At 65.4% G+C, this 24,346-nt stretch carries 20 protein-coding genes and 1 pseudogene; 2 read left to right on the forward strand and 19 right to left on the reverse strand.

From position 1 onward, the window contains the following. Positions 1-100: 100 nt before the first annotated feature. From H7007_RS11110 to H7007_RS11190, 17 genes are all read right to left on the reverse strand, one after another. Positions 101-889, reverse strand: coding sequence for a fumarylacetoacetate hydrolase family protein (locus H7007_RS11110; RefSeq protein ID WP_287155348.1), 789 nt, complete (start codon positions 887-889; stop codon positions 101-103). Continuing rightward, positions 886-1,005, reverse strand: coding sequence for a DUF2437 domain-containing protein (locus tag H7007_RS11115; RefSeq protein ID WP_287155349.1), 120 nt, complete (start codon positions 1,003-1,005; stop codon positions 886-888). Before H7007_RS11115 ends, H7007_RS11110 begins: the two co-directional genes overlap by 4 nt. A 179-nt stretch (positions 1,006-1,184) precedes the next feature. Further along, a complete protein-coding gene (cimA, locus tag H7007_RS11120) occupies positions 1,185-2,771 on the reverse strand; it encodes a citramalate synthase (protein ID WP_287155350.1) in 1,587 nt (528 codons plus the stop codon). Positions 2,772-3,030: 259 nt separating this feature from the next. Further along, positions 3,031-3,948, reverse strand: coding sequence for a branched-chain amino acid transaminase (locus tag H7007_RS11125; protein ID WP_287155351.1), 918 nt, complete (start codon positions 3,946-3,948; stop codon positions 3,031-3,033). Between the two features lie 116 nt (positions 3,949-4,064). Further along, positions 4,065-5,123: a 3-isopropylmalate dehydrogenase gene (locus H7007_RS11130; RefSeq protein ID WP_287155352.1), complete on the reverse strand. Its 1,059-nt coding sequence runs from the start codon at positions 5,121-5,123 to the stop codon at positions 4,065-4,067. A gap of 29 nt (positions 5,124-5,152) precedes the next feature. Beyond that, positions 5,153-5,665, reverse strand: a complete 513-nt coding sequence (locus tag H7007_RS11135) for a 3-isopropylmalate dehydratase small subunit (protein WP_350340649.1) — start codon at positions 5,663-5,665, stop codon at positions 5,153-5,155. Positions 5,666-5,673: 8 nt separating this feature from the next. Beyond that, positions 5,674-6,939, reverse strand: a complete 1,266-nt coding sequence (gene leuC / locus H7007_RS11140) for a 3-isopropylmalate dehydratase large subunit (protein WP_287155355.1) — start codon at positions 6,937-6,939, stop codon at positions 5,674-5,676. Between the two features lie 32 nt (positions 6,940-6,971). Then, positions 6,972-8,558: a 2-isopropylmalate synthase gene (locus tag H7007_RS11145; protein ID WP_287155356.1), complete on the reverse strand. Its 1,587-nt coding sequence runs from the start codon at positions 8,556-8,558 to the stop codon at positions 6,972-6,974. 19 nt (positions 8,559-8,577) lie between these two features. Next, the gene (gene serA / locus H7007_RS11150) at positions 8,578-10,161 is read right to left on the reverse strand and encodes a phosphoglycerate dehydrogenase (RefSeq protein ID WP_287155357.1); all 1,584 of its coding nucleotides are present in this window, start codon (positions 10,159-10,161) and stop codon (positions 8,578-8,580) included. A gap of 281 nt (positions 10,162-10,442) precedes the next feature. Next, positions 10,443-11,618: a pyridoxal-phosphate-dependent aminotransferase family protein gene (locus tag H7007_RS11155; protein ID WP_287155358.1), complete on the reverse strand. Its 1,176-nt coding sequence runs from the start codon at positions 11,616-11,618 to the stop codon at positions 10,443-10,445. A 175-nt stretch (positions 11,619-11,793) separates the two neighbouring features. Continuing rightward, entirely contained in the window at positions 11,794-12,789 is a 996-nt protein-coding gene (ilvC, locus tag H7007_RS11160; protein ID WP_287155359.1) for a ketol-acid reductoisomerase, read from the reverse strand. Between the two features lie 40 nt (positions 12,790-12,829). Further along, complete coding sequence (gene ilvN / locus H7007_RS11165; protein WP_287155360.1) at positions 12,830-13,306, reverse strand: acetolactate synthase small subunit; 477 nt, start codon at positions 13,304-13,306, stop codon at positions 12,830-12,832. 23 nt (positions 13,307-13,329) lie between these two features. Then, positions 13,330-15,072, reverse strand: coding sequence for a biosynthetic-type acetolactate synthase large subunit (gene ilvB / locus H7007_RS11170; RefSeq protein ID WP_287155463.1), 1,743 nt, complete (start codon positions 15,070-15,072; stop codon positions 13,330-13,332). Positions 15,073-15,267: 195 nt separating this feature from the next. Then, positions 15,268-16,944: a dihydroxy-acid dehydratase gene (ilvD, locus tag H7007_RS11175; protein ID WP_287155361.1), complete on the reverse strand. Its 1,677-nt coding sequence runs from the start codon at positions 16,942-16,944 to the stop codon at positions 15,268-15,270. A gap of 552 nt (positions 16,945-17,496) precedes the next feature. After that, positions 17,497-18,495, reverse strand: a complete 999-nt coding sequence (locus tag H7007_RS11180; protein WP_287155363.1) for an isocitrate/isopropylmalate dehydrogenase family protein — start codon at positions 18,493-18,495, stop codon at positions 17,497-17,499. 140 nt (positions 18,496-18,635) lie between these two features. Further along, the gene (locus H7007_RS11185; protein ID WP_350340650.1) at positions 18,636-19,133 is read right to left on the reverse strand and encodes a 3-isopropylmalate dehydratase small subunit; all 498 of its coding nucleotides are present in this window, start codon (positions 19,131-19,133) and stop codon (positions 18,636-18,638) included. A 34-nt stretch (positions 19,134-19,167) separates the two neighbouring features. Next, on the reverse strand, positions 19,168-20,421 hold the full coding sequence (locus H7007_RS11190; protein ID WP_287155365.1) for a 3-isopropylmalate dehydratase large subunit: 1,254 nt from the start codon (positions 20,419-20,421) through the stop codon (positions 19,168-19,170). 687 nt (positions 20,422-21,108) lie between these two features. On the opposite strand from H7007_RS11190, the gene lpdA reads away from it, so the two are divergent. Both lpdA and gcvH read left to right on the forward strand, forming a co-directional pair. Further along, the gene (gene lpdA / locus H7007_RS11195; RefSeq protein ID WP_287155366.1) at positions 21,109-22,518 is read left to right on the forward strand and encodes a dihydrolipoyl dehydrogenase; all 1,410 of its coding nucleotides are present in this window, start codon (positions 21,109-21,111) and stop codon (positions 22,516-22,518) included. Between the two features lie 243 nt (positions 22,519-22,761). Then, positions 22,762-23,145, forward strand: coding sequence for a glycine cleavage system protein GcvH (gene gcvH / locus H7007_RS11200; RefSeq protein ID WP_287155367.1), 384 nt, complete (start codon positions 22,762-22,764; stop codon positions 23,143-23,145). Between the two features lie 226 nt (positions 23,146-23,371). On the opposite strand, the gene H7007_RS11205 is transcribed toward gcvH, so the two are convergent. Both H7007_RS11205 and H7007_RS13760 read right to left on the reverse strand, forming a co-directional pair. Next, a complete protein-coding gene (locus H7007_RS11205; protein ID WP_287155368.1) occupies positions 23,372-24,055 on the reverse strand; it encodes a hypothetical protein in 684 nt (227 codons plus the stop codon). A 108-nt stretch (positions 24,056-24,163) separates the two neighbouring features. Next, positions 24,164-24,247 (reverse strand): annotated as a pseudogene (locus tag H7007_RS13760) (zinc-ribbon domain-containing protein); the annotation flags it as partial. Positions 24,248-24,346: the final 99 nt, after the last annotated feature.

Here is a 24,346-nt window from a genome sequence, read left to right on the forward strand (position 1 = left end):
GGCAGCAAAGGCGACGGGCTTGATAAGGAATGGCCTGAGAGGCATGGCGGTGATCCGGACAACGGCCCGGGCTTTCGTGAGTCATGATAAGGATTCAGCGCTACGGGGCGACCACCGTGTTGCGCAGGGTGCCCACGCCCTCGATGACCACCTCCACGACGTCCCCGGGGCGCATCTCCCCCACCCCGGACGGCGTTCCGGTCATAATCACGTCTCCCGGGTAGAGGGTCATGACGCGGGATGTGAAGCTGAGGAGTTCCGCCGGGGAGAAGATCATGTTGGAGGCCGGCGAGGACTGGCGCAACTCCCCGTTGAGCCGCAGCTCCACGGTGAGCCCCAGGGGATCCACCTCGGTCTCGATGAAGGGCCCCAGGGGGCAGAAGGTGTCGAAGCTCTTGGCCCGCGTCCACTGCCCGTCCCTGGCCTGCAGGTCCCGCGCCGTGACGTCGTTGCCGCAGGTGTAGCCCAGGATGCAAGAAGGGGCCTCTTCCACTCTCACCTCGCGGCACTCCCTCCCCACCACCAGCACCAGCTCCGCCTCGTAGTCCACCCTTTTACTCATGGAGGGGTAGACTATCTCACCACCGTGGGGAAGGAGGGAAGAGGGCGGCTTCATGAAGAGCACCGGCTCCCCGGGTATGGACAGGCCGAACTCCTCGGCATGATCCCGGTAATTGAGGCCAACGGCGATTATCTTCTGGGGGAAGACGGGCGTGAGGAGCTCCACGTCCTCCAGGCGATACGTGCTACCCGTTTTTTTCATCTCCGTGAAGGGGGTGCGCTCCAGCTCGTGGAGGAGGCCGTCCTCCAGGATACCGAAACGGATGTGCCCTTTATATGAATACCTGGCGATCTTCATGTTGGGGTGTTCCTCCTTTCCCGTCCTCAACCGACCTCTCTCGCTCCTCCGGTGAAGGGGGTGCGCTCCAGCTCGTGGAGGAGGCCGTCCTCCAGGATACCGAAACGGATGTGCCCTTTATATGAATACCTGGCGATCTTTGTCACCGTGTCTCCTCCTGCTCTCCATCCCGTTAACGAAAGGTATCCCTCCCCCTCCATAAGGCGTCTAACTTCGTATGATCCGGTAATCTATCCGCTTACGAGAGGTGCCGCCTCGTCACGCTTGGCCTTTCGTCGGATAAAAGGTATCGGAGCCGGTAAGGGGTTAAATACCCCATAGGGTATCACGATTCAAGACCTGACCCCTTCATGTGCAGGAGGCCGTACTCGATGGAATCCACCAGGGCCTGCCAGGAGGCCTCGATGATGTTCTCGGAGACGCCGATGGTGCCCCAGGTCTTCTCCCCGTCCCCGGTCTCGATGAGCACCCGGGTGACAGCGGCGGTGGCCTTCTCCGGGTTGAGGATGATGACCTTGTAGTCCTGGAGGTCGATGTTCTCCAGCTCCGGGTAGGCCCGCCCTATGGCCAGGCGCAGGGCGTTGTCCAGTGCGTTGACCGGGCCGTTCCCCTCCGCGGTGGCGATGATGCGCTTGCCGCGCACGTGTACCTTGATGGTGGCCTCGGTGACCACCTTTCCGTCCTCCCTCTTCTCCATGATCACCCGGAAGCTCTCCAGTCGGAAGAAGACCCGGTGCATGCCCAGGGCCCGGCGCATGAGGAGCTCGAAGGAGCCGTCGGCAGCCTCGAAGTGGTAGCCGCGGTGCTCCATCTCCTTGATCATGTCCAGGATCTCCTGCACCTTCTCCGGGTGGCGGCTGAGGTCGTAGCCCAGCTCTTTCCCCTTGATGATGATGGTGGACCTCCCGGAGAGCTCGGAGACCTCTATGCGCTGCATGTTGCCCACCAGCTCGGGGCGTATGTGCTCGTAGGTCCCCGGGTCGCGCATCACCGCGCTCACGTGCAACCCGCCCTTGTGGGCGAAGGCCTTCTGGCCCACGTAGGGCTGGTGGGAGTCGGGCTTGATGTTGGCTATCTCGCTCACGTAGTGGGAGAGCTCGGTCAAGCCGGCCAGGCTCTCCATGGAGACCACAGGGATGCCCATCTTGAGGATCAGGGCGGGGATTATGGAACAGAGGTTGGCGTTCCCGCAGCGCTCACCGTAACCGTTCACCGTCCCCTGGACCATGGAAACCCCTTCCATGACCGCCGTGAGGCTAACGGCCACGGCGCACTCACTGTCGTTGTGGGCATGGATGCCGATGGGCACAGGTATGCGGTCCCTGACCTCGGAGATGATGCGCTGCACCTCCCAGGGTAGGGTACCCCCGTTGGTGTCGCAGAGGCACACCCAGTCCGCCCCGGCCTCCACCGCCGCCCGCACGGTGTCCATGGCGTAGCGGGGGTTGCCCTTGTAGGCGTCGAAGAAATGCTCCGCGTCATATATCACCTCCCGGCCATGGCGTTTGGCGTACTCCACGGAGTCGGCGATCATGAAGAGGTTCTCGTCCAGGCCGGTGCGCAGGGCGGTGCGCACGTGCAGTTCCCAGGTCTTCCCCACTATGCACACCGCCGGGGTATCGGCGCGCAGTAATTGATCCAGCTGCCGGTCCTTGTCCGCGCCGATCATGGCCTTGCGCGTGGAGCCGAAGGCTACCGGGACGGCGTGGCGGAGGTTTACCTCCTTGAGGCGCTTGAAGAGTTCCTCGTCCTTGGGATTGGATCCCGGGTACCCGCATTCCACGTAGTGCACCCCGAACTCGTCCAGGCGGTGCAGGATCTTCAACTTGTCCTCCACGGAGAGGGATACCCCCTCCATCTGGGCACCGTCCCGCAGGGTGGTGTCGTACAGCTTTACCGTCCTCTCCGTCATGGCCTTCCTCAGTTCATGTGCCACGGCCAACGCCGCGGCCGCCGGCTCGGTCTTCGTCGCCTCCCCCGCCCCTCCGCTTCCGGACGAGCCTTGGGGGAGAAGCCGGAGCCGCCAACGGAACGGGTTTTCCGCCGCGGACGGTGAACGACGCCCAATAGGTTCCTCCACGGCGGCATTCCCTCGGCCCGCGTCTTTCAACCAGCGCTCGCGCCCTCCACGGGATGGGCCGACATCCCAGCGGCAACGCTCGACGGCCTTCTCAGTCCACGTATTCCAGCCAGTGCTCGTACTCCCCGTCCTGCCCCTTGACGATGGCGAAGAACTTCTCCTGTATGCGTCGGGTGATGGGACCCGGCTCCCCGATGGGCCGGTCGTCGACCTCGCGGATGGGCACGATCTCCGCCGCCGTCCCGGTGAAGAAGGCCTCGTCGGCGTGGTAGAGGTCCGTCCTCACCAGCTCCCTCTCCCGGAAGGGTATCTCGAAGTCCTCGGCAATACGGATGACCGAGTCGCGGGTAATTCCCTCCAGGGCTCCCGAGGAGATGGGCGGCGTGTAGAGGTAGCCGTTGCGCACCACGAAGACGTTCTCCCCCGCCCCGTCGGCCACGTAACCGTGCTGGTTGAGGAGGATAGCCTCGTCGTACCCGGCCTCTGTGACTTCCATCTTGGCCAGTATGGAGTTGAGGTACTGCCCGGTGGCCTTGGCCGCCGGGGGGATGGCATTGGGGTCGTTGCGCCGGAAGGAGGAGATCTTGGCCCGCACGCCGTTCTTTATCCCCTCCTCGCCCAGATAGGCCCCCCAGGGCCACACGGCGATGGCCACGTTCACCGGTGACCCATGCGGATGGAGCCCCATCTCCCCGTAGCCCCGGAAGGCGATGGGGCGGATGTAGCAGCTCTTGAGGCCGTTGGCCCTGATGACCACCTTGGTGGCCTCCACCAGCTCCTCCAGGGAATAGGGTATGGGCATGCGGTAGATGGCGGCGGAACGGAAGAGCCTCTTCAGGTGGTCGGTGAGGCGGAAAACCGCAGCGCCGCGCGAGGTCTCGTAGGCGCGGATGCCCTCGAAGACCCCCGAGCCGTAATGCAGGGAATGGGAGAGAAGGTGGACCTTGGCCTCCTTCCAGTCCACCAGCTCCCCGTCCATCCAGATCTTCTCCACTTCCGGGATGGGCATAGGCTACTCCTTCCGTTACCAGATTGTGACACCTTTTCTGCCCGCCCTGCGGCGCGTCCTTTCCGGCCTCCTTCCCCTCCGCCGCGGGGCTGGGGCACGGGACATGTCCTGAGGAATCAACCTTCACGGATGTATTTTACGACAAGATCCCCGACCTCCGAGGTGGACTTGCCCATCTTGCCCGCGGAGAGGGAGAGGATGTCCCGCTCGCAGACCCGCATCACGGCGCGTTCCACCCTCTCCGCGGCCTCCTTCTCCCCCAGGTGGTCGAGCATCATCTGCACGGCGCAGATGGCCGCCAGGGGGTTGATGACGTTCTTCCCCGTGTATTTGGGTGCCGAGCCTCCGATGGGTTCGAACATGGACACCCCCTCCGGGTTGATGTTCCCGCCGGCGGCGATGCCCATGCCTCCCTGGATCATGGCCCCCAGGTCGGTGATGATGTCCCCGAACATGTTGTCCGTGACCACCACGTCGAACCATTCAGGGTTCTTCACGAACCACATGCAGATGGCGTCCACATGGGCGTAGTCCGTGGCGATGTCCGGGTACTCCGCGGCCACTTCGTTGAAGGTCCGCTCCCAGAGGTCCCAGGCGTAGGTGAGCACGTTGGTCTTCCCGCACAGGGTGAGCTTGCGCTCCCTGTCGCGGCGCCGGCAGTACTCGAAGGCGAAACGGATGCAACGTTCGACGCCCTTACGGGTGTTCACGCTCTCCTGCACGGCGACCTCGTCCGGGGTCCCCTTGCGCAGAAACCCCCCCGTCCCGGCGTAGAGTCCCTCGGTGTTCTCCCGCACCACCACGAAGTCTATGTCTTCGGGTCCCTTGTCCTTGAGGGGGCAGTCCACGCCCGGATAGAGCTTCACCGGCCGTAGGTTTATGTACTGGTCCAGTCCGAAGCGTATCTTGAGGAGGATGCCCTGTTCCAAGATGCCCGGCTTCACGTCCGGGTGCCCTATGGCCCCCAGGAAGATGGCGTCGAAGGAGCGCAGCCCCTCCAGTTCCTCATCGGTCAGGGTGAGGCCGGTGCGCAGGTAGCGCTCTCCACCGTAATCGAAGAAGGTGGTCTGGAAGTCGAAGCCGGCCGCCTCCGCCGCCGCCTCCAGGGCCTTGACGCCCTCACGGACCACCTCCGGTCCGGTGCCGTCCCCCGGGATAACCGCTATTTTATACATGTCTTCGCTGTCCCTTCCTCCGCTTCCTCTCAGGTGTCGCCCGCCCTCCTCTCACGCAGGCGCTCCCGCACGTATTCCACCAGCCCTCCCCGGGAGATGATCTGGCGCATGAAGTCGGGGAAGGCTTGGGCCTGGAATTTATTTCCAGTGTCAAGGTTTTCCACCGTCCCCGCCTCGAGGTCAACCCGCAGCCGGTGACCGGTCTCCACGTCCTCCACCGCCTCCGGGCACTCCAGGATAGGAAGCCCCACGTTGATGGCGTTGCGGTAGAAGATACGCGCGAAGGAGGAGGCGATGACGCAGGACACCCCGCACCCCTTGATGGCCAGGGGAGCGTGCTCCCGCGAGGAACCGGAGCCGAAGTTCTCCCCGGCGACGATGATGTCCCCGGGGCGGACCCTGCGCACGAACTCCGGGTCCAGGTCCTCAAGGCAGTGGGCTCCCAGCTCCTCCGCGGTGGTGGCCGTGAGGTACCGGGCGGGGATGATGACGTCGGTGTCTATGTCCCGCCCGTAGCGCCAGGCGTTGCCCTCCAGGACCATCCCTCCGCTCATCCCGCCACCTCCTCCGGATGGACTATACGCCCCGCCACCGCCGAGGCCGCGGCCACCGCCGGACCGGAGAGATAGACCTCGCTTCCCGGGTGGCCCATGCGCCCCACGAAGTTGCGGTTGGTGGTGGCCACGGCCCTCTCCCCCTCGGCCAGCACTCCCATGTGCCCTCCCAGGCAGGGCCCGCAGGTAGGGGTGCTCACCGCCGCCCCCGCCTCCAGGAAGGCCTCCATCAATCCGCGGCGCACCATCTCCAGGAGGACGGCCTGCGTCCCCGGGAAGACGATGGCCCGCACCCGCGGGTGCACCTTGCGCCCCCGCAGGATGGAGGCGGCCACCTCCATGTCCTCCAGCCTCCCGTTGGTGCAGGACCCGATGACCACCTGATCCACCTCCACCTCCCCCACCTCGGACACCGGCCGCACGTTGGACGGGAGGTGGGGCAGGGCCACCTGGGGTTCCATGCCGCTCACGTCGATGGTGAGCCGTTCCGCGTAACGGGCATCGGGGTCGCTTTCCAGGACCTGGAAGGGTCGGCTAGCTCTCCCCTCCAGCCAGGAGAGCGTCTTCTCGTCCGGTCGGAAGATGCCGTTCTTGGCCCCCGCCTCCACGGCCATGTTGGCCATGGCGAAGCGCGAGTCCATGGAAAGTGCTTCCACCGCCGGGCCGGTGAACTCCATGGCCCGATAACGCGCTCCGTCCACCCCTATCTTCCCGATGGTGTGCAGGATGAGGTCCTTCCCCCCCACCCACCGCGGCAGCTCCCCTACGTACTCGAAGAGCATGCTCTCCGGCACCCGCAGCCAGACTTCCCCCAGGGCCATGGCCATGGCCAGGTCGGTGGAGCCGACCCCGGTGGAGAAGGCGCCCAGGGCGCCGTAGGTGCAGGTGTGGGAATCAGCCCCCACCACCAGGTCCCCGGGGAGCACCAGGCCCTCCTCGGGCAGGAGCACGTGCTCGATGCCCACCCGGCCTATCTCGTAGTAGAACTCCAGCCCTTGCTCGCGGGCGAACTCCCTCAGGAGGGCGCAGTTGCGCGCCGCGGCGATGTCCCGGGCCGGGGTGAAGTGGTCGGGCACCAGGACCACCCTTCCGGGATGGAAGACCCTATCCGCGCCCATGTTCCGGAAGGCCTCGATGGCCAGGGGGGCGGTTATGTCATTGGCCAAGGCCAGGTCCACCCTGACGCTCAGCAACTCCCCCGGCCGGACCTCCTCGCGGCCGGCGTGGGCGGCAAGTATCTTCTCGGTGATCGTCTGACCCATGATACCCTCGCGCGGATCGAGATCTCGAGCGGTCAGGAGCCGGCTTTCCCGGCAGCCGCCCTTCCCCGGGTGACGGCCTTGGCCTTGCGGGCCAGCTTCTTCTTCTCCAGGAGGCCCTTCTGGATGCCGCGGTTGATGGCGTTGATATAGGCGCGGGCGCTGGCCTCGATGATGTCCGGGCTCACACCCCGTCCCACCACCTCGTGCCCGTCGATGTCCAGTTTTATGGTCACGTCCCCCATGGCGTCCAGGCCCTTGGTGATGGCCTGCACCTGGTAGGAGACCAGCTTGGCCTTGACCTTGGTGGCCTTGGCGATGGCCTTGCATACCGCGTCCACCTGGCCGTCCCCGGTGGCCGTGGCCTCGTAGCTCTTCCCCTCGCGGCTCAGCTTCACGGCGGCGATGGGGATGGCCCCCGTCCCCGAGGAGGACTGCATGTACTCCAGCTGGAAGAGTTCCTCCAGGGTGCGGATCTCGTCCAGGGCTATGGCCTCCAGGTCCTTGACGGTGATCTCCTTCTTCTTCCCCGCCAGCTCCTTGAAGCGGATGAAGGCCCTCTCCAGGCCCTTGTCGTCCAGGTAGAAGCCCATCTCCTCCAGCTTGGCCTTCAGGGCGTGCCGTCCGGAGTGCTTGCCCAGGTAGATCTCCGACTCCACCAGGCCCACGTCCTCAGGGTGCATTATCTCGTAGGTCACGCGGTGCTTGAGCACCCCGTCTTGATGGATGCCCGACTCGTGGGCGAAGGCGTTGTCCCCCACGATGGCCTTGTTGGGCTGCACGTTGTACCCGGTGAGCATGGACACCAGGCGTGAGGTCTGGTAGATCTCTTTCGTGTTCACCCCGGTGGTGAGGTCCACGTAATCCTTGCGCGTGTTGATGATCATGACGATCTCCTCCAGGGAAGCGTTGCCCGCCCGCTCCCCCAGCCCGTTCACCGCGCACTCTATCTGGCGCGCCCCCACCCGGGCCGCGGCCAGGGAATTGGCCACCGCCAGCCCCAGGTCGTTGTGGCAGTGCACGCTGACCAGGACGTTCTCGATGCCCGGCACGTTCTCCATGATGCCCCTCACCAGCTCGGCGAACTCCTCGGGTAGGGCATAACCCACGGTGTCCGGGATGTTGATGACCGTGGCCCCCGCCTTGATGGCCGCGGCGTACACCTGGTAGAGGAACTTGGGGTCGCTGCGCGTGGCGTCCATGGCCGAGAACTCCACGTTCTCCACGTACTTGCGGGCGTAGGCCACCGCGTCGCGCGCCAGCTCCAGCACCTGCTTGGGGGTCTTCTTCAGCTGGTACTTCATATGGTACTCGGAGGTGGAGATGAAGGTGTGGATACGGGGCCTCTCGGCGAACATGATGGCCTCCCAGGCCCAGTCGATGTCGTTGCGCTCAGTGCGGGCAAGGGCGCAGATGACCGGCCCCTTCACTGTCTTGGCCACCGCTTTGACCGCCTCGAACTCGCTGGGGCTGGAGACGGGAAAACCGGCTTCGATGACGTCCACCTCCAGGCGGGCCAGCTGCTCGGCGATCTCCACCTTCTCCCGCTGGTTGAGGCTGATCCCCGGCGCCTGCTCGCCGTCCCTGAGGGTGGTGTCGAAGATGTATATTCTCTCGGCCATCTGTTCTTCCTCCCCGTCATCACCACAGCTGGATGAACTTTCCATCACGCACCTTGGGAACGCGCCGGATCTCCTCCATGACCTCCTCGGGTATGGGGACATCAACGTTTATCCCCATCACCGCCTCCCCGCCGATCTTCTTCCTCCCCACCTGCATGTGGGCGATGTTGATGTTGTTGTTCCCCAGTATGGTCCCTATCTTACCTATCATCCCCGGAACGTCCGCGTAGCGGAAGAAGGCCATGTACCGCGAGGGGCCCAGGTCGATGTCGTATTCGTAGACGTGCACGAACCGCTCCGCGTTGGAAAGACCTACCAGCGTGCCCCCCACGGCCACCTCGCTCTCGTCGCGGCGGCCGCGCACCATTATCAGGTTGACGTAATCGCGGGTCTGCTCCGACTTGGTCTCCCGAACGGCTATGCCCTTCTCCTTGGCGAAGAGGGGGGCGTTCACGTAGTTGACCGGCTCGAAGACGATCTTCTCGAAGAAGCCCTTGAGGGTGGCCACGGTGAGAACACCGGTCTCGTGGTTGGCCAGCTCCCCCAGGTACTCCAGCTCTATCTCGTCCACGTGCCCCTCCACAAGGTGGGTGAGGAGGAGGCCGAGTTTCTCCGCCAGGGGCACGAAGAGGCGCACCGTCTCGTCCACCTCGGCGGGTACGGGCAGGTTGACCACGTTGGAGACGAACTCCCCCTTGAGGGCCGCGGCCACCTGCTCGGCGATCATGAACCCGGCGCGGTCCTGGGCTTCCTGGGTGGAGGCTCCCAGATGCGGGGTGGCGATGACCCTGGGGTGGACCACCAGCGGGCACTCCGTGGCCGGCTCGTTCTCGAAGACGTCCAGGGCCGCCCCGGCCACCTTCCCCGACTCCAGGGCCCGGTAGAGGGCGTCCTCGTCGATTATCCCCCCGCGTGCCACGTTGAGTATGCGCACCCCGTCCTTCATCTTGGCGAACTCCCCGTCGCTGATGAGATGGTAGGTCTCCGGTGTCTTGGGGAGGTGCACGGAGATGAAATCCGACTGGGCCAGGAGCTCGTCCAGGCTGGAGACCAGCTCCACCCCCAGGCGCCGCGCCTTCTCCTCGGAGATGTAAGGGTCGTAGGCTATGACCCGCATCCCGAAGGCCAGGCATCTCTGGGCCACCAGGGTACCGATGCGCCCCAGGCCGACGATGCCCATGACCTTCTGATAGAGCTCCACGCCCTCGAACCTCTTGCGTTCCCAGCACCTGTTGCGCAGGGAATTTACGGCATCGGGGATGTTGCGGCACATGGCCAGAAGGAGGGCCATGGTCTGCTCCGCCGCGGAGATGATGTTGCTCTGGGGGGCGTTGATGACCATGATGCCCCGCTTGGTGGCCGCCTCGACGTCGATGTTGTCCACGCCCACACCGGCCCTGCCTATGACCTTTAAACGCTCCGCAGCCCGGATGACCTCGGCGTCCACCTTGGTGGCGCTGCGCACGATGAGGGCCTCGTACTCACCTATGCGCCGGAGCATCTCCTCCCGCGACATGTCCGGCAGGTAGTCGACCTCGAAATCCCTGCGCAGGAGCTCTATCCCGCTCTCCGCGATCTTCTCCTTCACCAGGACCCGAGTCAAATCCGTCCTCCTTTTCCGGCTCTCCGGGACCTGCACCTGTCTCTAAAGACCTTCCCTTCCCGCCGGCCGCTTTCCACGGCGCTTCGGCTGCACTCACCCGGACTCCCCCGGGGGTAACCGGCTCCGTGCTCTATCCCTCTTCGGGCCTCCCTCGCACGCCCGAATGTCCCGAACGCCCCTTCCTCGCCGCCCTCCGTCTCAGGGGCCGCCCCGGAGCCCGCTCCGCTCCTCCGGGTAAGGCCCGGGGCGCGGGGTCCGGAACCACGGCCCAAGGCGGCGCCTCAACCGGGGGCTTCCTTTCCCTCCGTCAACTCCCAGTATAACCTCTCCATGGCCGCCACGCCCGAGCCCAACTCGGCGGGGTATCCCAGGGACCTCAGGGTTAACTCAAGGGCGGTGACCGCCACCACCATGTCGAAGAAGTGGTAGTACCCGACGTGCCCTATCCGGAAAATCTTGCCCTTCAGGCGGTCCTGCCCTCCGGCGATGATCACCCCGTGCATCCGGTTCATGTGGCGGACGATGTCCCCTCCCTTTATGCCCTGCGGGGCCTTTACTGCGGTGACCGCGTAGGCCCGTTCCAGTACTTTGGGAAAGAGTTCCAGGCCCAGGGCTTGCACGGCGGCGCGGGTGCACAACGCCAGCACGCGGTGGCGCTCCCAGGCCTCCTCCAGACCCTCCTCGAGGAGCAGCCGTACCGCCGCGGACATGGCCTTGACCAGGCTCACCGCGGGGGTGAAGGGGGTCTCCGGGGAGTCGGAGCGGTACTTCTTCAGGGCCTTCTTGAAGGAGAAGTAATAGGACGGCGACTCCGCCTTTTCCACATACTCCCAGGCCTTGGGGCTCACCGCCGCCGCCGCCAGTCCGGGTGGGGTCATCAACGCCTTCTGGGACCCGGTCACCAGCACGTCCACCTTCCACGCGTCGGTGCGCAGCTCCAGGGCCCCGGCCCCGCTTATGGAGTCCACCACCAGGATGGCCGGCGTTTCGCTCACCACCTCGCCGACGGCCCGCACGTCGTTCACCACGCCGGTGGAGGTCTCGCTGTGGGTGAGGAAAACGCCCTTTATGTCCCGCTTCTCCCTGAGGTAGCGGGCGATGACCTCGGGGTCCGCGGCCTCGTCCCAGGGATACTCGTAGAGCTCCACCTCCAGGCCGTAGGCTTTGGCTATCTCGGCGAAGCGCAGGCCGAACTTGCCCCCCGCGGCGACGAGTACCCGGTCACCGGGGCTAAAGCAGTTGGCCACCGCCCCCTCCATAGCCCCCGTTCCCGAGGCGGCGAAGGTGAGCACCTCGTTCTCCGTGAGCAACACCTTCTTGAGGTCCTCCACCAGGCGCACGAAGAGTTCCGTGTAGGCGGGCGTGCGATGGTGGATGATGGGCTCGGCCTGCACCAGGCTGACCTCCGAAGGTATGGGTGTGGGCCCCGGAGTCAGCAGGTATTCCTTGCGTATCATCCGGCATCACGCCCTTTCCTCTATCCTCCCGCCTCGCGCCTCGCTTCAGGACCCTCTTCCGGACGTCCGACAGGGCTTGCTCTAAAGGGTTCTCCCGGTACCGGAATCCCGGGAGGGGCCTGGAAGCCTTCCTGTGACCCGGATCTCGAACATGGGGCGCGCAGACGGGAAAGCCTTACTTTTCCTGCAGCCAGCTCATCATGGAGCGGAGTTCCCTTCCCACCTTCTCGATGAGGTGCTCCGCATCCCTGCGGCGTAGGGAGTTGAACACCGGCCTTCCGGCCTGGTTCTCCAGTATCCATTCCCGGGCGAACTCTCCACTGGTAATCTCTTCCAGGATGCGCCTCATCTCCTGCCTCGTCTCCTCGGTTATTATCCTCCGCCCCCGGGTCATGTCCCCGTACTCCGCGGTGTCGCTGATGGAGTGGCGCATGAAGGAGATGCCCCCTTCGTAGACGAGGTCCACGATGAGCTTCAACTCGTGGAGGCACTCGAAATAGGCGATCTCCGGCTGGTAGCCCGCCTCCACCAGGGTATCGAAACCGGCGCGGATGAGCTCGGTCACCCCGCCGCAGAGCACGCACTGCTCCCCGAAGAGGTCGGTCTCCGTCTCCTCCCGGAAGGTGGTCCTGATGACCCCGGCCCGGGTGGCTCCCAGCCCCTTGGCGTAGGCCAGGCCGAGCCGGAGCGCGTTTCCGGTGTAGTCCTGGTACACGGCCACCAGGGAGGGCACACCGCTCCCCTGCTGGAACATGCGGCGCACCATGTGCCCCGGCCCCTTCGGCGCCACCATGACCACGTCCACTTCCTTGGGTGGGATGATCTGGAAATAATGGATGTTGAAACCATGAGCGAAGAAGAGGGCGTTGCCCTCCTTGAGCCCCTGCCGCACGCTGCTCTCGTAGACCTCGCGGTGGTCCTGGTCGGGGACGAGCATCATGACTATATCCCCGGCCTCCGCGGCCTCGGCGATACCGGCCACCTCCAGGCCCGCCTCCCGGGCCCGTTCCCGCGAGGGGCTGCCCTCGCGCAGGCCCACCACCACCTTCACGCCGGAATCATGCAAGTTCAGGGCATGGGCGTGCCCCTGGCTTCCGAAGCCGATGACCGCCACCGTCTTGTCCTTCAGCAGAGAAAGGTCCGCGTCCCGGTCATAGTAGATCTCCGCCATCTCCAACCTCCCGGCTCCGATCCGGTCCTCCGAACTCCTCTCACTTTCCCCTGGGCAGGGCCACCTTGCCCGTGCGCACCAGCTCCTTGATGCCGTAGGGGCGTACCAGGTCCTCGAAGGCCTGCAGCTTCTGGGAACTCCCGGTCACCTCCACGATGATGCTCTCCGGGGAGACGTCCACTATGTTCCCCCGGAAGATGTCCACGATCTCGATGACCTCGGACCGGGTGTCCTTGTCCACCTTCACCTTGGCCAGCACCAGCTCCCGGGCCACGGAGGTCTCGGGGTCCAGGTCCACTATCTCGATGACGTTGATGAGCTTGTGCAGCTGCTTGCGGACCTGCTCCAGGGAGTGCTCCGCCACGTCCACCACGATGGTCATGCGGGAGATATCCGGCCGGTCCGTGGTCCCCACCGCCAGGCTGTCGATGTTGAAGCCGCGGCGGGCGAAGAGCTCCGCGACCCTGGCCAGTACCCCGGGCTTGTTCTCCACCAGCACGGACAAGGTGTGTTTCATCGCCTAAGCCTCCCCTCGCCGCCTCACAGGAAGGGCTCCTCGGCCTTCTCCGGGTGAACCTTCTCCACCGGGTAGAGCAGGTCCCCGATCATGTCGTAGAGGGGAGCCCCCGGCGCCACCATGGGATAGACGTTCTCTTCCGGGTCCACCCAGAAATCGATGAGCACCGGGCAGGGCGTCTCCAGGGCCTCCAGGATGGCCTGATCCACCATCTCGGGATCCTTGACCCGGATCCCCTTGGCACCGTAGGCCTCGGCCAGGAGCACGAAGTCCGGGGTCCGCTCCCTCTCCAGGCAGGAACATGAATATTTGCCGTGATAGAAGAGCTGCTGCCACTGGCGGACCATCCCCAGATACCCGTTGTTGAGGATGGCCACCTTCACCGGCGCGCCCTCGAGCACCGCCGTGGCCAGCTCCTGGATGGTCATCTGCACGCTCCCGTCCCCGGCGATGTCGAAGACCACCTCGCCGGGCCTCCCGAGCTGGGCGCCTATGGAGGCCGGGAGGCCGAAACCCATGGTCCCCAGCCCTCCCGAGGAGATGAAACGCCTGGGGCTCTCCACCTTGTAATACTGGGCGGCCCACATCTGGTTCTGCCCCACCTCGGTGCACACGATGGCCTCTCCCCGGGTCAGGGCGTGTATCCTCTCCACCACGTACTGCGGCTTGAGGGTCCCGGAGTCCCGGTCGTAGTTCAGGGGGTACTTCTTCTTCCACCCCTCGATGAGGGCGTTCCACTCCGAGCGGTCCGGCGTCCGCACCTCGGAACGCATCTCTCGGATGGCGGCATTGAGGTCCTTGAGCACCTGTCTGGCGTCCCCCACGATGGGGATGTGGGCCCGCACGTTCTTCCCTATCTCCGCCGGGTCCACGTCGATGTGTATGACCCGGGCCTTGGGGGCGAACTCGGAGAGCTTCCCGGTTATGCGGTCGTCGAAGCGGGCCCCCACGGCGACGATCAGGTCCGCTTCGCACATGGCGTAATTGGCGCAGCGCGTGCCATGCATGCCCAGCATGCCCATGGACAGGGGGTGGCTCTCCGGAAAGGCCCCCTTGCCCATGAGGGTGTGGGTCACGGGGATGCCGTTCTCCTCGGCCAACTTCCGGAGCTCCGCGGAGGCACCGGAGGTGATAACCCCGCCGCCGGCGTAGATCACCGGGTTGCGCGCCTCCAGTATGGCCCGGGCGGCCATGCGTATCTGCTTCTTGTGCCCCTTGAGGGTGGGTTTGTAGCCTGGAAGCACCGGGTGCTCCCGGCGGCGGTACTGCAGCTCCCCCCGCGAGACGTCCACCGGGAGGTCGATGAGCACCGGCCCCGGCCGGCCCGTGCGGGCGATGTAGAAGGCCTCCTGGACCACGTCGGGGATGTCCGCCGGGTCCTTGACCAGGTAGTTATGTTTTACGATGGGCATGGTGATGCCCGTGGTGTCCGCCTCCTGGAAGGCGTCGGTGCCGATGAGATTGGTGGCCACCTGCCCGGTTATGGCCACCAGGGGGATGGAATCCATGTAGGCGTTGGCGATCCCGGTGACCAGGTTGGTGGCCCCGGGGCCCGAGGTGGCCATGCACACCCCCACCCGGCCCGTGGCCCGGGCGTAACCGTCGGCGGCATGGGCGGCTCCCTGCTCGTGCCTGGTCAGCACTTTGCGGATGGGGGAATCGTAGAGCACGTCGAAGACGGGGAGCAGGACCCCTCCGGGTATCCCGAAGAGGATCTCCACGCCCTCCTCTTCCAGGGAGCGCACCAAAGCCTGAGCCCCGGTCATCTTCAACTGCATCACCTTCCCGTAGGCCTTATGACCCTTCCAGCTCTTACGCGCGTCCCGCGCCCTTTTCCTTTCCTGGCCATGCTCGCGCCCTTGCGCCTCTCCCGGGCCCCTCCATCCCCGTACCCAGTCTTCCCCGCCACCCCTGGTTGCGTCACCTAATGGTAATTATTTACAGAACCCCTTTGGTGCCCTTCAATCAATCAACCGTACGGCGCCCCGGCTGGCACTGGAGACCCGGCGCGCGTATTCCGCCAGGTATCCCTCCCGGATGCGCGGCTCCGGCGGACTCCAGGCCCTCCGCCGCTCCCGGAGCACCTCCTCGGGCACCTCCAGCCGGATGGTGCGCGCGAGGACGTCCAGCTCTATGAGGTCTCCCTCCTGGACCAGGGCGATAGGCCCCCCCTGGGCGGCCTCGGGAGACACGTGCCCCACCGCGGCGCCGCGCGTCCCACCGGAGAACCGGCCGTCGGTCACCAGGACCACCTTCTCCGAGAGGCCCATCCCCGCCAGGGTGGCGGTGGGGTTGAGCATCTCACGCATCCCCGGCCCTCCTCGCGGCCCCTCGTAACGGATGACCACCACGTCGCCCTCTTTTATGCGTCCCGAGCGCATGGCCTCCACGGCCTCCTCCTCGACGTCGAACACCCTGGCCGGACCGCGGTGGCGCAGCAGGTTGTCGGGCACCGCGGACTGCTTGATCACCGCTCCCTCCGGGGCCAGGTTCCCCCACAGGATGGCCAGCCCTCCCGTGGGCATGTAAGGATCTTCCACCGGCCGGATGACCTCCGGGTTCAGGGTTCCCTTCCCCTCCAGGATGTCCCCCAGCCGGTCGGCGGCCACGCAGGGCACCTCGGGGTCGATGAGCCCTTTCTTCAGGAGCTCCCCCATCACCGCGGGGATGCCCCCCGCCTCGTCCAGGTCCTGCATGTGGTGGCGGCCGCCGCCGGCGGGACTTATGCGCGCCAGGTTGGGAACGGCATCGCACACTTCCTGGATCTCCCGCAGATCCATGTCCACTCCCGCCTCGTAGGCCAGGGCCAGGAGGTGCAGGATGGTGTTGGAGGAGCCTCCGATGGCCATGTCCACGGCCAGGGCGTTGCGCAGGGAGGATTTGGTAATTATATCCAGGGGACGCCTGTCCTTGCGCAGCATATCCATGACCGCCAAGCCGGCCTCCTTGGCCAGGCGTATGCGGCGGGCGTGGGGAGCGGGCACGGTCCCGTTCCCGGGAAGCCCCAGCCCCACCGCCTCGGTCAGGCAGTTCATGGAGTTGGCGGTGAAGAGTCCGGCGCAGCTCCCGCACCCGGGGCAGGCCGCCTCCTCCAGGCAGGCCAGCTCCTCGGGGTCCATGAGCCCCGCCTCCACCGCCCCCTGGGCCTCCATCACGGTGATGAAATCCACATCCCTCCCGGCGTGTCTCCCGGCCAGCATGGGCCCCCCGCTGACCACCACGGTGGGCAGGTTGAGGCGCGCCGCGGCCACGAGCATGCCGGGCACGATCTTGTCACAGTTGGGGATGAGCACCAGGGCGTCGAAGGCGTGCGCCTGGACCATGAGCTCGATGCTGTCGGCGATGACCTCCCGCGAGGGGAGAGAGTAGCGCATGCCCGCGTGCCCCATGGCAATGCCATCGCATATGCCGATTACCCCGAACTGCACGGGGGTGCCCCCGCCCATGCGCACCCCGGCCTTCACCGCCTCGGCCACCTGTTGCAGGTGCAGGTGCCCGGGCACCACCTCGTTGGCGGCGCAGGCCACGCCCACCCAGGGCTGGTCTATCTCCCGGTCGATGAACCCGTCGGCCTTGAGCAACGACCGGTGGGGAGCCCTGGATAGGCCTTTCTTTACGGCTTGGCTCCTGAGTTCCAAGGTTTTCCTCCGGAAAGAAGGTAAAAATATCGCGAGTCCACGTAAAAGTGGTTGTTCTTTGTATTATTTAGATATTGCGGGAAACCGTCAAGGTATAAAACGCCCTTTGTATCCCGGGCCAAGAGCTGCAACATGCCTTGGGGGTCGAACATCGTGGGATCGCCACTATCGTCCCGTACGCTTGCTCCTTCGGAATGACGGGGTGGTACTCTCTGTGTCTCTATATGTCAATAACCCGAAAGCGCCTGCCGGGACGATACGGCAGCCTCGGCCGACCAGCTTTTTCCGCCGGTATATATAAGGAGGCTATAGGGAGGGGTGCTCCCGAGCCTCAACCAACCCTGGAGCGCCTTCCGAAAGGTCGGGGCCTTGACTCGGAGCCGCAGACGTCGCAGTGTGGCAGAAGAAGTGTTCCCCATCCGTGGATTCGGACGGAACCTTCCCGGGTAAGTTCTCTAGTGGCCGCAGCGGCGTTTCCGTCCTCGGGGAGGCCATCGTTCCTTTTTGGAAGGCTCTTCAGGGTCCGGGAAGGACACCGTTCGCCGCGCCGCCTCACAGCCTCTCGATGATGGCGTCGGCCATCTCCGAGGTGCCGGCGTCCCCTCCCAGGTCGTAGGTGACCCTTTTCCCCTCCCGGATGACCTCGGCCACCGCTCGGTAGATCCGTTCCGCGGCCTCCGCCTCCCCTATGTGGCGGAGCATGAGCACCCCGGAGAGGATCTGCGCCGTGGGATTGACCTTGTTCATGCCCGTGTACTTGGGGGCGCTTCCGTGCACCGGCTCGAAGACCTGTATCTCGTCCCCGATGTTGGCGCTGGGAGCCACGCCCAGCCCCCCCACCAGCCCGGCGCAGAGGTCGGAGATGATGTCCCCGTACAGGTTGGGCATCACCAGCACGTCGTAGATGTGCGGTTTCTGCACCAGCTGCATGGCCATGTTGTCCACGATGCGGTCCTCGAACTCGATGTCCGGGTACTCGGCGGCCACGGCCCGGGCCGTCTCCAGGAAGAGGCCGTCGGTGAATTTGAGGATGTTGGCCTTGTGCACGGCGGTTACCTTGCGCCGCCCCTCGCGCCGGGCGTACTCGAAGGCGAAACGGCAGATGCGCTCCGAGGCCCGGCGGGTTATGAGCTTGACGCTCTCCGCCGTGTCCTCGTCCACCTTTCGCTCTATCCCGGCGTAGAGGTCCTCCGTGTTCTCCCTCACCACCACCAGGTCTATATCCCTATAAGGAGAGCGAACACCTTCCATGCTGCGGGCCGGCCTCAGGTTGACATAGAGGTCCAGCTCCTGGCGCAGGGCCACGTTTATGCTGCGGAACCCTGAGCCTACCGGGGTGGTGATAGGCCCTTTAAGGGCTACCCCATTGGCCCGGATGGAGTCCAGCACGTGGGTCGGGAGTGGTGTGCCATATTTTTCCATAACTCCCGCGCCCGCTTCCTGGACATCCCAATCGATGGAGACCCCGGCGGCCTCGATGACCCTCCGGCAGGCTTCCACTATCTCCGGTCCCACCCCGTCGCCGGGGATGAGGGTCACCCTTCTAGCCATACCCTACCTCCGTTCCCCAACCGGCCGGCCGGCCGGAAGTCCATACAGCCCATGCGCCGCTCCGACGCTGCGATGCCGAACGTTGCGCCCGGGAGAGGGGCTCCTTTCCGCCTCTCCGCCGCAAGCCCCGGGGCGCCTTCTCATAGGCGGAAACCGCCGTGCCTCCTCAGATAAGAGGTCAGCCCGCCCTCCCTTAAAATATCCATCATCACCGGAGGCAGGGGCACGATGTCCAGGGTGGTCCCCCGCGTGAGGTTCACCACCCGGCCCCCGCCCAAGTCCACCTCCAGCTCGTCACCGTCCCGGATTCCCGAGGTGTCGCACTCCACCACCGGCAATCCCTTGTTGATGGCGTTGCGGAAGAATATCCGGGCGAAGGAACGGGCCAGCACCGCTGCCACCCCGGCATGTTTTATGACCAGGGGGGCCTGCTCCCGAGAGGAGCCGCACCCGAAATTCCCCCCGGCGACGATGAGATCGCCGGGGCGCACCTTGCTCACGAATTCCGGGTCCAGGTCCTCCATGCAGTGGCGGGCCAGCTCGTCCATGTCCAGGGTCTTGAACTTGTACTTGCCGGAGATGATGTAGTCGGTGTTCACGTCATCCCCGAAGACGTGAGCCCTTCCCCTCAAGACCATGTTCTCCGCCATCTCCAGATGTCCGCTCCTCTCCTCACAGCATGCGCCGGGGGTCGGTTATCTTTCCCGCCACGGCGCTGGCGGCCACGGTGGCCGGGCTGGCCAGGTAGATGAAGGCGTTGGCGTTCCCCATGCGGCCCTTGAAGTTGCGGTTGGCGGTGGAGATGACGTTCTCTCCGTCGGCGGGCACCCCGTTATGGGTCCCCACGCAGGGACCGCATCCGGGGGTCACCAGGGCCGCCCCCGCCTCCACCAGCCTCTGGATGATGCCCCTCTCCATGGCCCTCAGGAGCACCTGGCGCGACGCCGGGGCCACCACCAGGCGGACCTCCGGACTCACCCTCCTCCCGGCCAGGATGCGCGCCGCCTCCTCGAGGTCCTCCAGCCTCCCGTTGGTGCAGGTCCCGATGACCGCCTCCTGGATGGGCAGGCCTTCCAGCTCCTCCACCGGCCTCACGTCGTCCACCCGGTGAGGCACCGCGACCTGGGGGCCGAGGTCCGAGAGGTCGAACTCCAGCACCTCGCGGTAGGAGGCGTCGGGGTCGGGTGACGCTGGGCGGGGGGTCCGGGAAGCCCTCCCGGAGAGCCATCTCATGGCCTTCTCGTCCGCCTCCATGAGCCCCGCTTTGGCTCCCATCTCCACGGCCATGTTGGAGATGGTGAAGCGGGCCTCCACGGAGAGGGCAGAGATCACCTCGCCCCCGTACTCCACCGCCAGGTAGGTGGCCCCGTCGGCGGTGAGCCTTCCGGCCAGAAAGAGGGCCACGTCCTTGGAATACACACCGGGGCCCAGGGTTCCCCGCAGCTCAAGCCTGAGGGTCTCGGGCACCTTGAACCAAAGACTGCCGGTGAGCATGGCCGCGGCCAGGTCCGTGGAGCCCACTCCGGTGGAGAAGACGTTTATGGCCCCGTAGGTGGTGGTATGGGAATCCGCGCCCACCACTATATCCCCCGGGACCACGTGCCCCTGCTCCGGGAGGAGGCAGTGGCATACCCCGCACCCCACGTCGTAGAGCCCCACCCCCTGTTCGGCGGCGAACCTGCGCATCATGGCGTGCAGGTTGGAAACTCCTTCCAGTGGGCTGGGGGCGCTGTGGTCGATGACCAGCGCCACCCGGGACGGATGGCGTACCCGGCGGCCCCCCATCTCCTGAAATGCCTGTATGGCCAGTGGCGACGTGCCGTCCTGGCCCATCATGAAGTCCACCTCGGCCACCACCAGCTCCCCGGCGCGGACCTCTCGCCCCAGGTGGGCGGAGAAGATCTTCTCGGCGATGGTGAGACCCATCCTCGCGTCCTCCGGTCTCTTACTTCCTCTAGCCGCCCCGTAGGGTCACGGGGCGCTCCCCAACATTATTCACGAAGGGCTTCTCTTTGCCAAGAGCTCGTTTCCGGGCGCTTTTCGACATATCCCGGGTCCGTCGGCGGCGGGTCAGAAAACCGCCATCCATTCCCAGGGTATCCCTCTGGAAGAGGGCTTGGGCCCTGGCGCCTCACCTTTCCTCCAAGACCGGAAAAGGGGCCTTCAAACCCGGAAACCGGACATCAAGACGCCCTGCCGGTCTTTTTTCTCCGCTTTGCCTCCTTCCCCACATGCGGCAAGCACGGCGCAGCGAGTCGCACGGGCATTTGATAGGGGAGGTCGCGGGAGCGGGATCGCAGGTGCCCGGTCAAAAGGCTGGAAGGCTACGTGCTCCAAATATTCAAAAGACTGGAACGCTACGTGCTCCAAATATCTCATCCACCGCATCGTCCACCCGCGTAGCGGGTCCCATCCCAACCCCGCCGTGCGGCGAAACCGGCCTTTCGGCTTCTCCCCGCAGCCGTGGAGGGGGGTTCGCGGGTCGCACGACATGGCCATTCTTCCTTTTCGCCGTGATAAAATAGCTTGGACGCGCGCCCGGACGCCAACGCGGCGCACATCGCGGTAAGAGACGTTTCCCGTCAGCCGGAACAAGGTCCGAAGGAGGAGGTCATGGCAGCCGAAAAGCAACAGGCCAGACTGGTGATCATCGGCGGAGGCCCCGGAGGCTACGTGGCGGCCATCCGGGCGGCCCAACTGGGAAGCGGCGTGGTCCTGGTGGAGAAGGACCTACTGGGAGGGACCTGCCTCAACCGGGGGTGTATTCCCACCAAGGCCATGCTGGCCTGCGCCGAAGTGGTGGAGACCATAAAGGAGGCCCACGAGTACGGGGTCAAGGTCGGCGAGCCCGTTCCCGACCTCAAGGCCATGGTGGAGCGCAAGGACAAGGTCAGCGCCCAGCTGCGCAACGGCATCGCCCAGTTGCTCAAGGCCAACAAGGTGGAGGTGGTCAAGGGCACCGGAAGGCTCGCCTCCTCCAACCGGGTCGTCGTGGAGTCCGAGGATGGGGAGAAGGTCATCGAGACGGAGAAGGTGATCATCGCCACCGGCTCGGAGCCCGCCCGGCTTCCCACCTTCGATTTCGACCAGCCGGCCATCCTCACCTCCACGGAGGGCCTGGAGCTCACCGAGATACCCAAGTCCCTGATCATCGTGGGCAGCGGGGTGGTGGGTTCGGAGTTCGCCACCATCTACAACGCCCTGGGGACCAAGGTGACCATGGTGGAGCTCATGCCCCGCATCCTGCCCACCGAGGACGAGCGCATCTCCCAGCAGATGAAGCGTATCCTCAACAAGAAGGGCATCGAGATACTCACCGAGGTGACCATCGAGGAGATGGTGGAATACCGTCCCGACGGGGTCAAGGCCCGGCTCTCCACCGGCGACGTCCTGGAGGCGGAGAAGCTCCTGGTCTCCATCGGCCGTTCCCTGAACTCCTCCGGCCTGGGCCTGGAGGAGATCGGCGTGGAGCTGGGCAAGAGGGGCGAGATCGTGGTCAACGAGCGCATGGAGACCAGCGTCCCCGGCGTCTACGCCATCGGCGACGTGGTGGGAGGCATACTCCTGGCCCACGTGGCCTCCTTCGAGGGCATGTGCGCCGCGGAGAACGCCATGGGGCTGGACTCCAGGATGGACTATGACGTCGTCCCGGCCTGCATCTTCACCGAGCCGGAGATCGCCAGCGTGGGCTTGACCCCGGCCAAGGCCGAGGAGCGGGGCATCGAGACGCGCATAGGGCGCTTCATGTTCGGCGGGCTGGGTAAGGCCCTGGCCATGGGAAAGGGACAGGGTTTCGTCCAGCTGGTTGTGGAGGCTTCCACGGACAAGGTGCTCGGTTGCCAGATAATGGGACCCCACGCCTCGGACCTCATCCACGAGGTCGCCCTGGCCATACGCATGGGGGTCACCGCCGAGGCTATGGGGCGCACGGTACACGCCCATCCCAGCCTGGCCGAAGCCATCATGGAGGCGGCGGAGGCGGCCCACGAGCGGGCCATCCATGCCGCTCCCGCCCGCAAGTAAGCCGAGCGGCGGCCGGGGGAGGCACCCGCGAACCGCAGTGCCGCGGAGCGCCTCCGGTGGGAACCCTTACCGGAGCACCGGAAGCCCGGCATTGCGCGAATAGTCCGGAGGTCCGCAGGGCGCAAGTGGATGACCTCCCTTTCCGGGCTTGAACGCACATCCACGCCAAAAAGATGTGGCGCCCGGAAGAGGGTTGGGATATGATTGCATCGTCGTGACGGAAAGGACTGGAGGTGAAAACTGATGTACCCGGAGGATCTGAAGTACCATCCCGAGCACGCCTGGGCCAGGATCGAGGGCGATATGGCCACCCTGGGCATCACCTACTACGCCCAGGACCAGCTGGGCGAGATCGTCTTCCTCGAGCTCCCCGAAGTGGGCACGGAGGTCAAGGCCGGCGAGCCCTACGCGGAGATCGAGTCGGTGAAGTCGGTGTCCGATGTCTACAGCCCGGTGAACGGGGTCATCGAGGAGGTCAATCAGGAAGTGGTTGAGGCTCCGGAGATCATCAACGAGGACTGCTACGGCGCGGGCTGGATGGTCAAGGTGAAGCTCGGCGATCCTTCCGGGGTGGACGACCTCCTGGACGCCGCGGCCTACGAGAAGCTGGTCTCCGAGGAAGGCTGAACCGTTGGCCCGACACGGCCGGTCGAACGCCGGGCGTTCCCGCCGTTGGACTCCGGCCGGTCGGATCAAAAGGTTTTAAAGGCAGAGCATCGGAAAGCGGGGCAATGCCCCGCTTTCTTTCCATCCCTCCATCGGCTGCCGGCGGAAGAGATGACATCGGCTGCGGGCGGAAGAGATAAACAGCGGCGCCGCGGCGTTTCCCGGACGGCGACCGCTTTCGGCGGGCTCAGACAGCGGTGTCCCCGGGAATCTCCTCCTCCAGCCTTTCCTGCATCTCCCGCCACCATTCCCGCAGTTTCTCGAGGTCCTCTCTTCCAGGAAATTCCTTCCAGTGGTCGGGGAGGCCGAAGCCCTGGAGATCCGTCTCCCAGTCTTCCGGGCCACGGAAGGACTCGGGCATGGCCGGACTGGGCATCGGGTCGTCCGTGAGGTACCACCTACCTCCCTCCCGCTTCATGTCGAAACGCAGGGGTTCCCTGCCCAGGTCCCTCTCCTCCTCCACCCCGAAAAAGGATATGGTCAGGGTCCCGGAGGTGGTGAGCACAGAGGCCCGGCCGTCGTACTCATGCTCCAGCCGGAGGGCGACGCCGCGGAAATCCGCTTCCATGATCCGGAAAGCCATTCCCAGCACGTCTCGAGGGTCGAGGCCCAGGTTCTCCAGCATGACGTTGTCCCCTGTGGAGAGGTCTTTCTCGGCGAAGCAATCGAGATAGGACTCTACGTCCTTTTCCTCCAAAGCTCGCATGTACTTGCGGGCCAGGGATACCGGGTCCTCGACCCCGCCCTCCCCTCCCCTCCAGAGGGTGAGGTAAAGGGTCAGGACCACGGCTCCCGCCGCCATCAAGACTGCCCCGGCGACTCCAAGAACCACAGCCAGCCGCTTCCTCCCCCGGGGGGCCGGAACTTTCACCGGCTCAACCTCCGGGGGGCGGGGAGGCGGCGACGGAGCCCTTTCAGCCTCCGCCGCTACGCGCCCATGGTCTTCCGCCGCCTCATCTCCCTCCTTCGGTCTGAGGCCGGCACCGCAGGCCACGCAGAAGGATGCCCCTTCCCGTGCTTCCTTCCCGCAGCGCGGACAGCGTCTTACGTCTTCCAATCCCACATCTCCTCCGCTTATCGAGGGGTGCGTTCACCGTCCTCCCCAACCTCGGATACCGATCCCCCCTTGCCGAGACCCTGTGGGGAGGGAGCCCTCTCTACC

The organism is Candidatus Solincola tengchongensis (genome assembly GCF_015711935.1).
GTDB lineage: Bacteria > Actinomycetota > Geothermincolia > Geothermincolales > RBG-13-55-18 > Solincola_A > Solincola_A tengchongensis.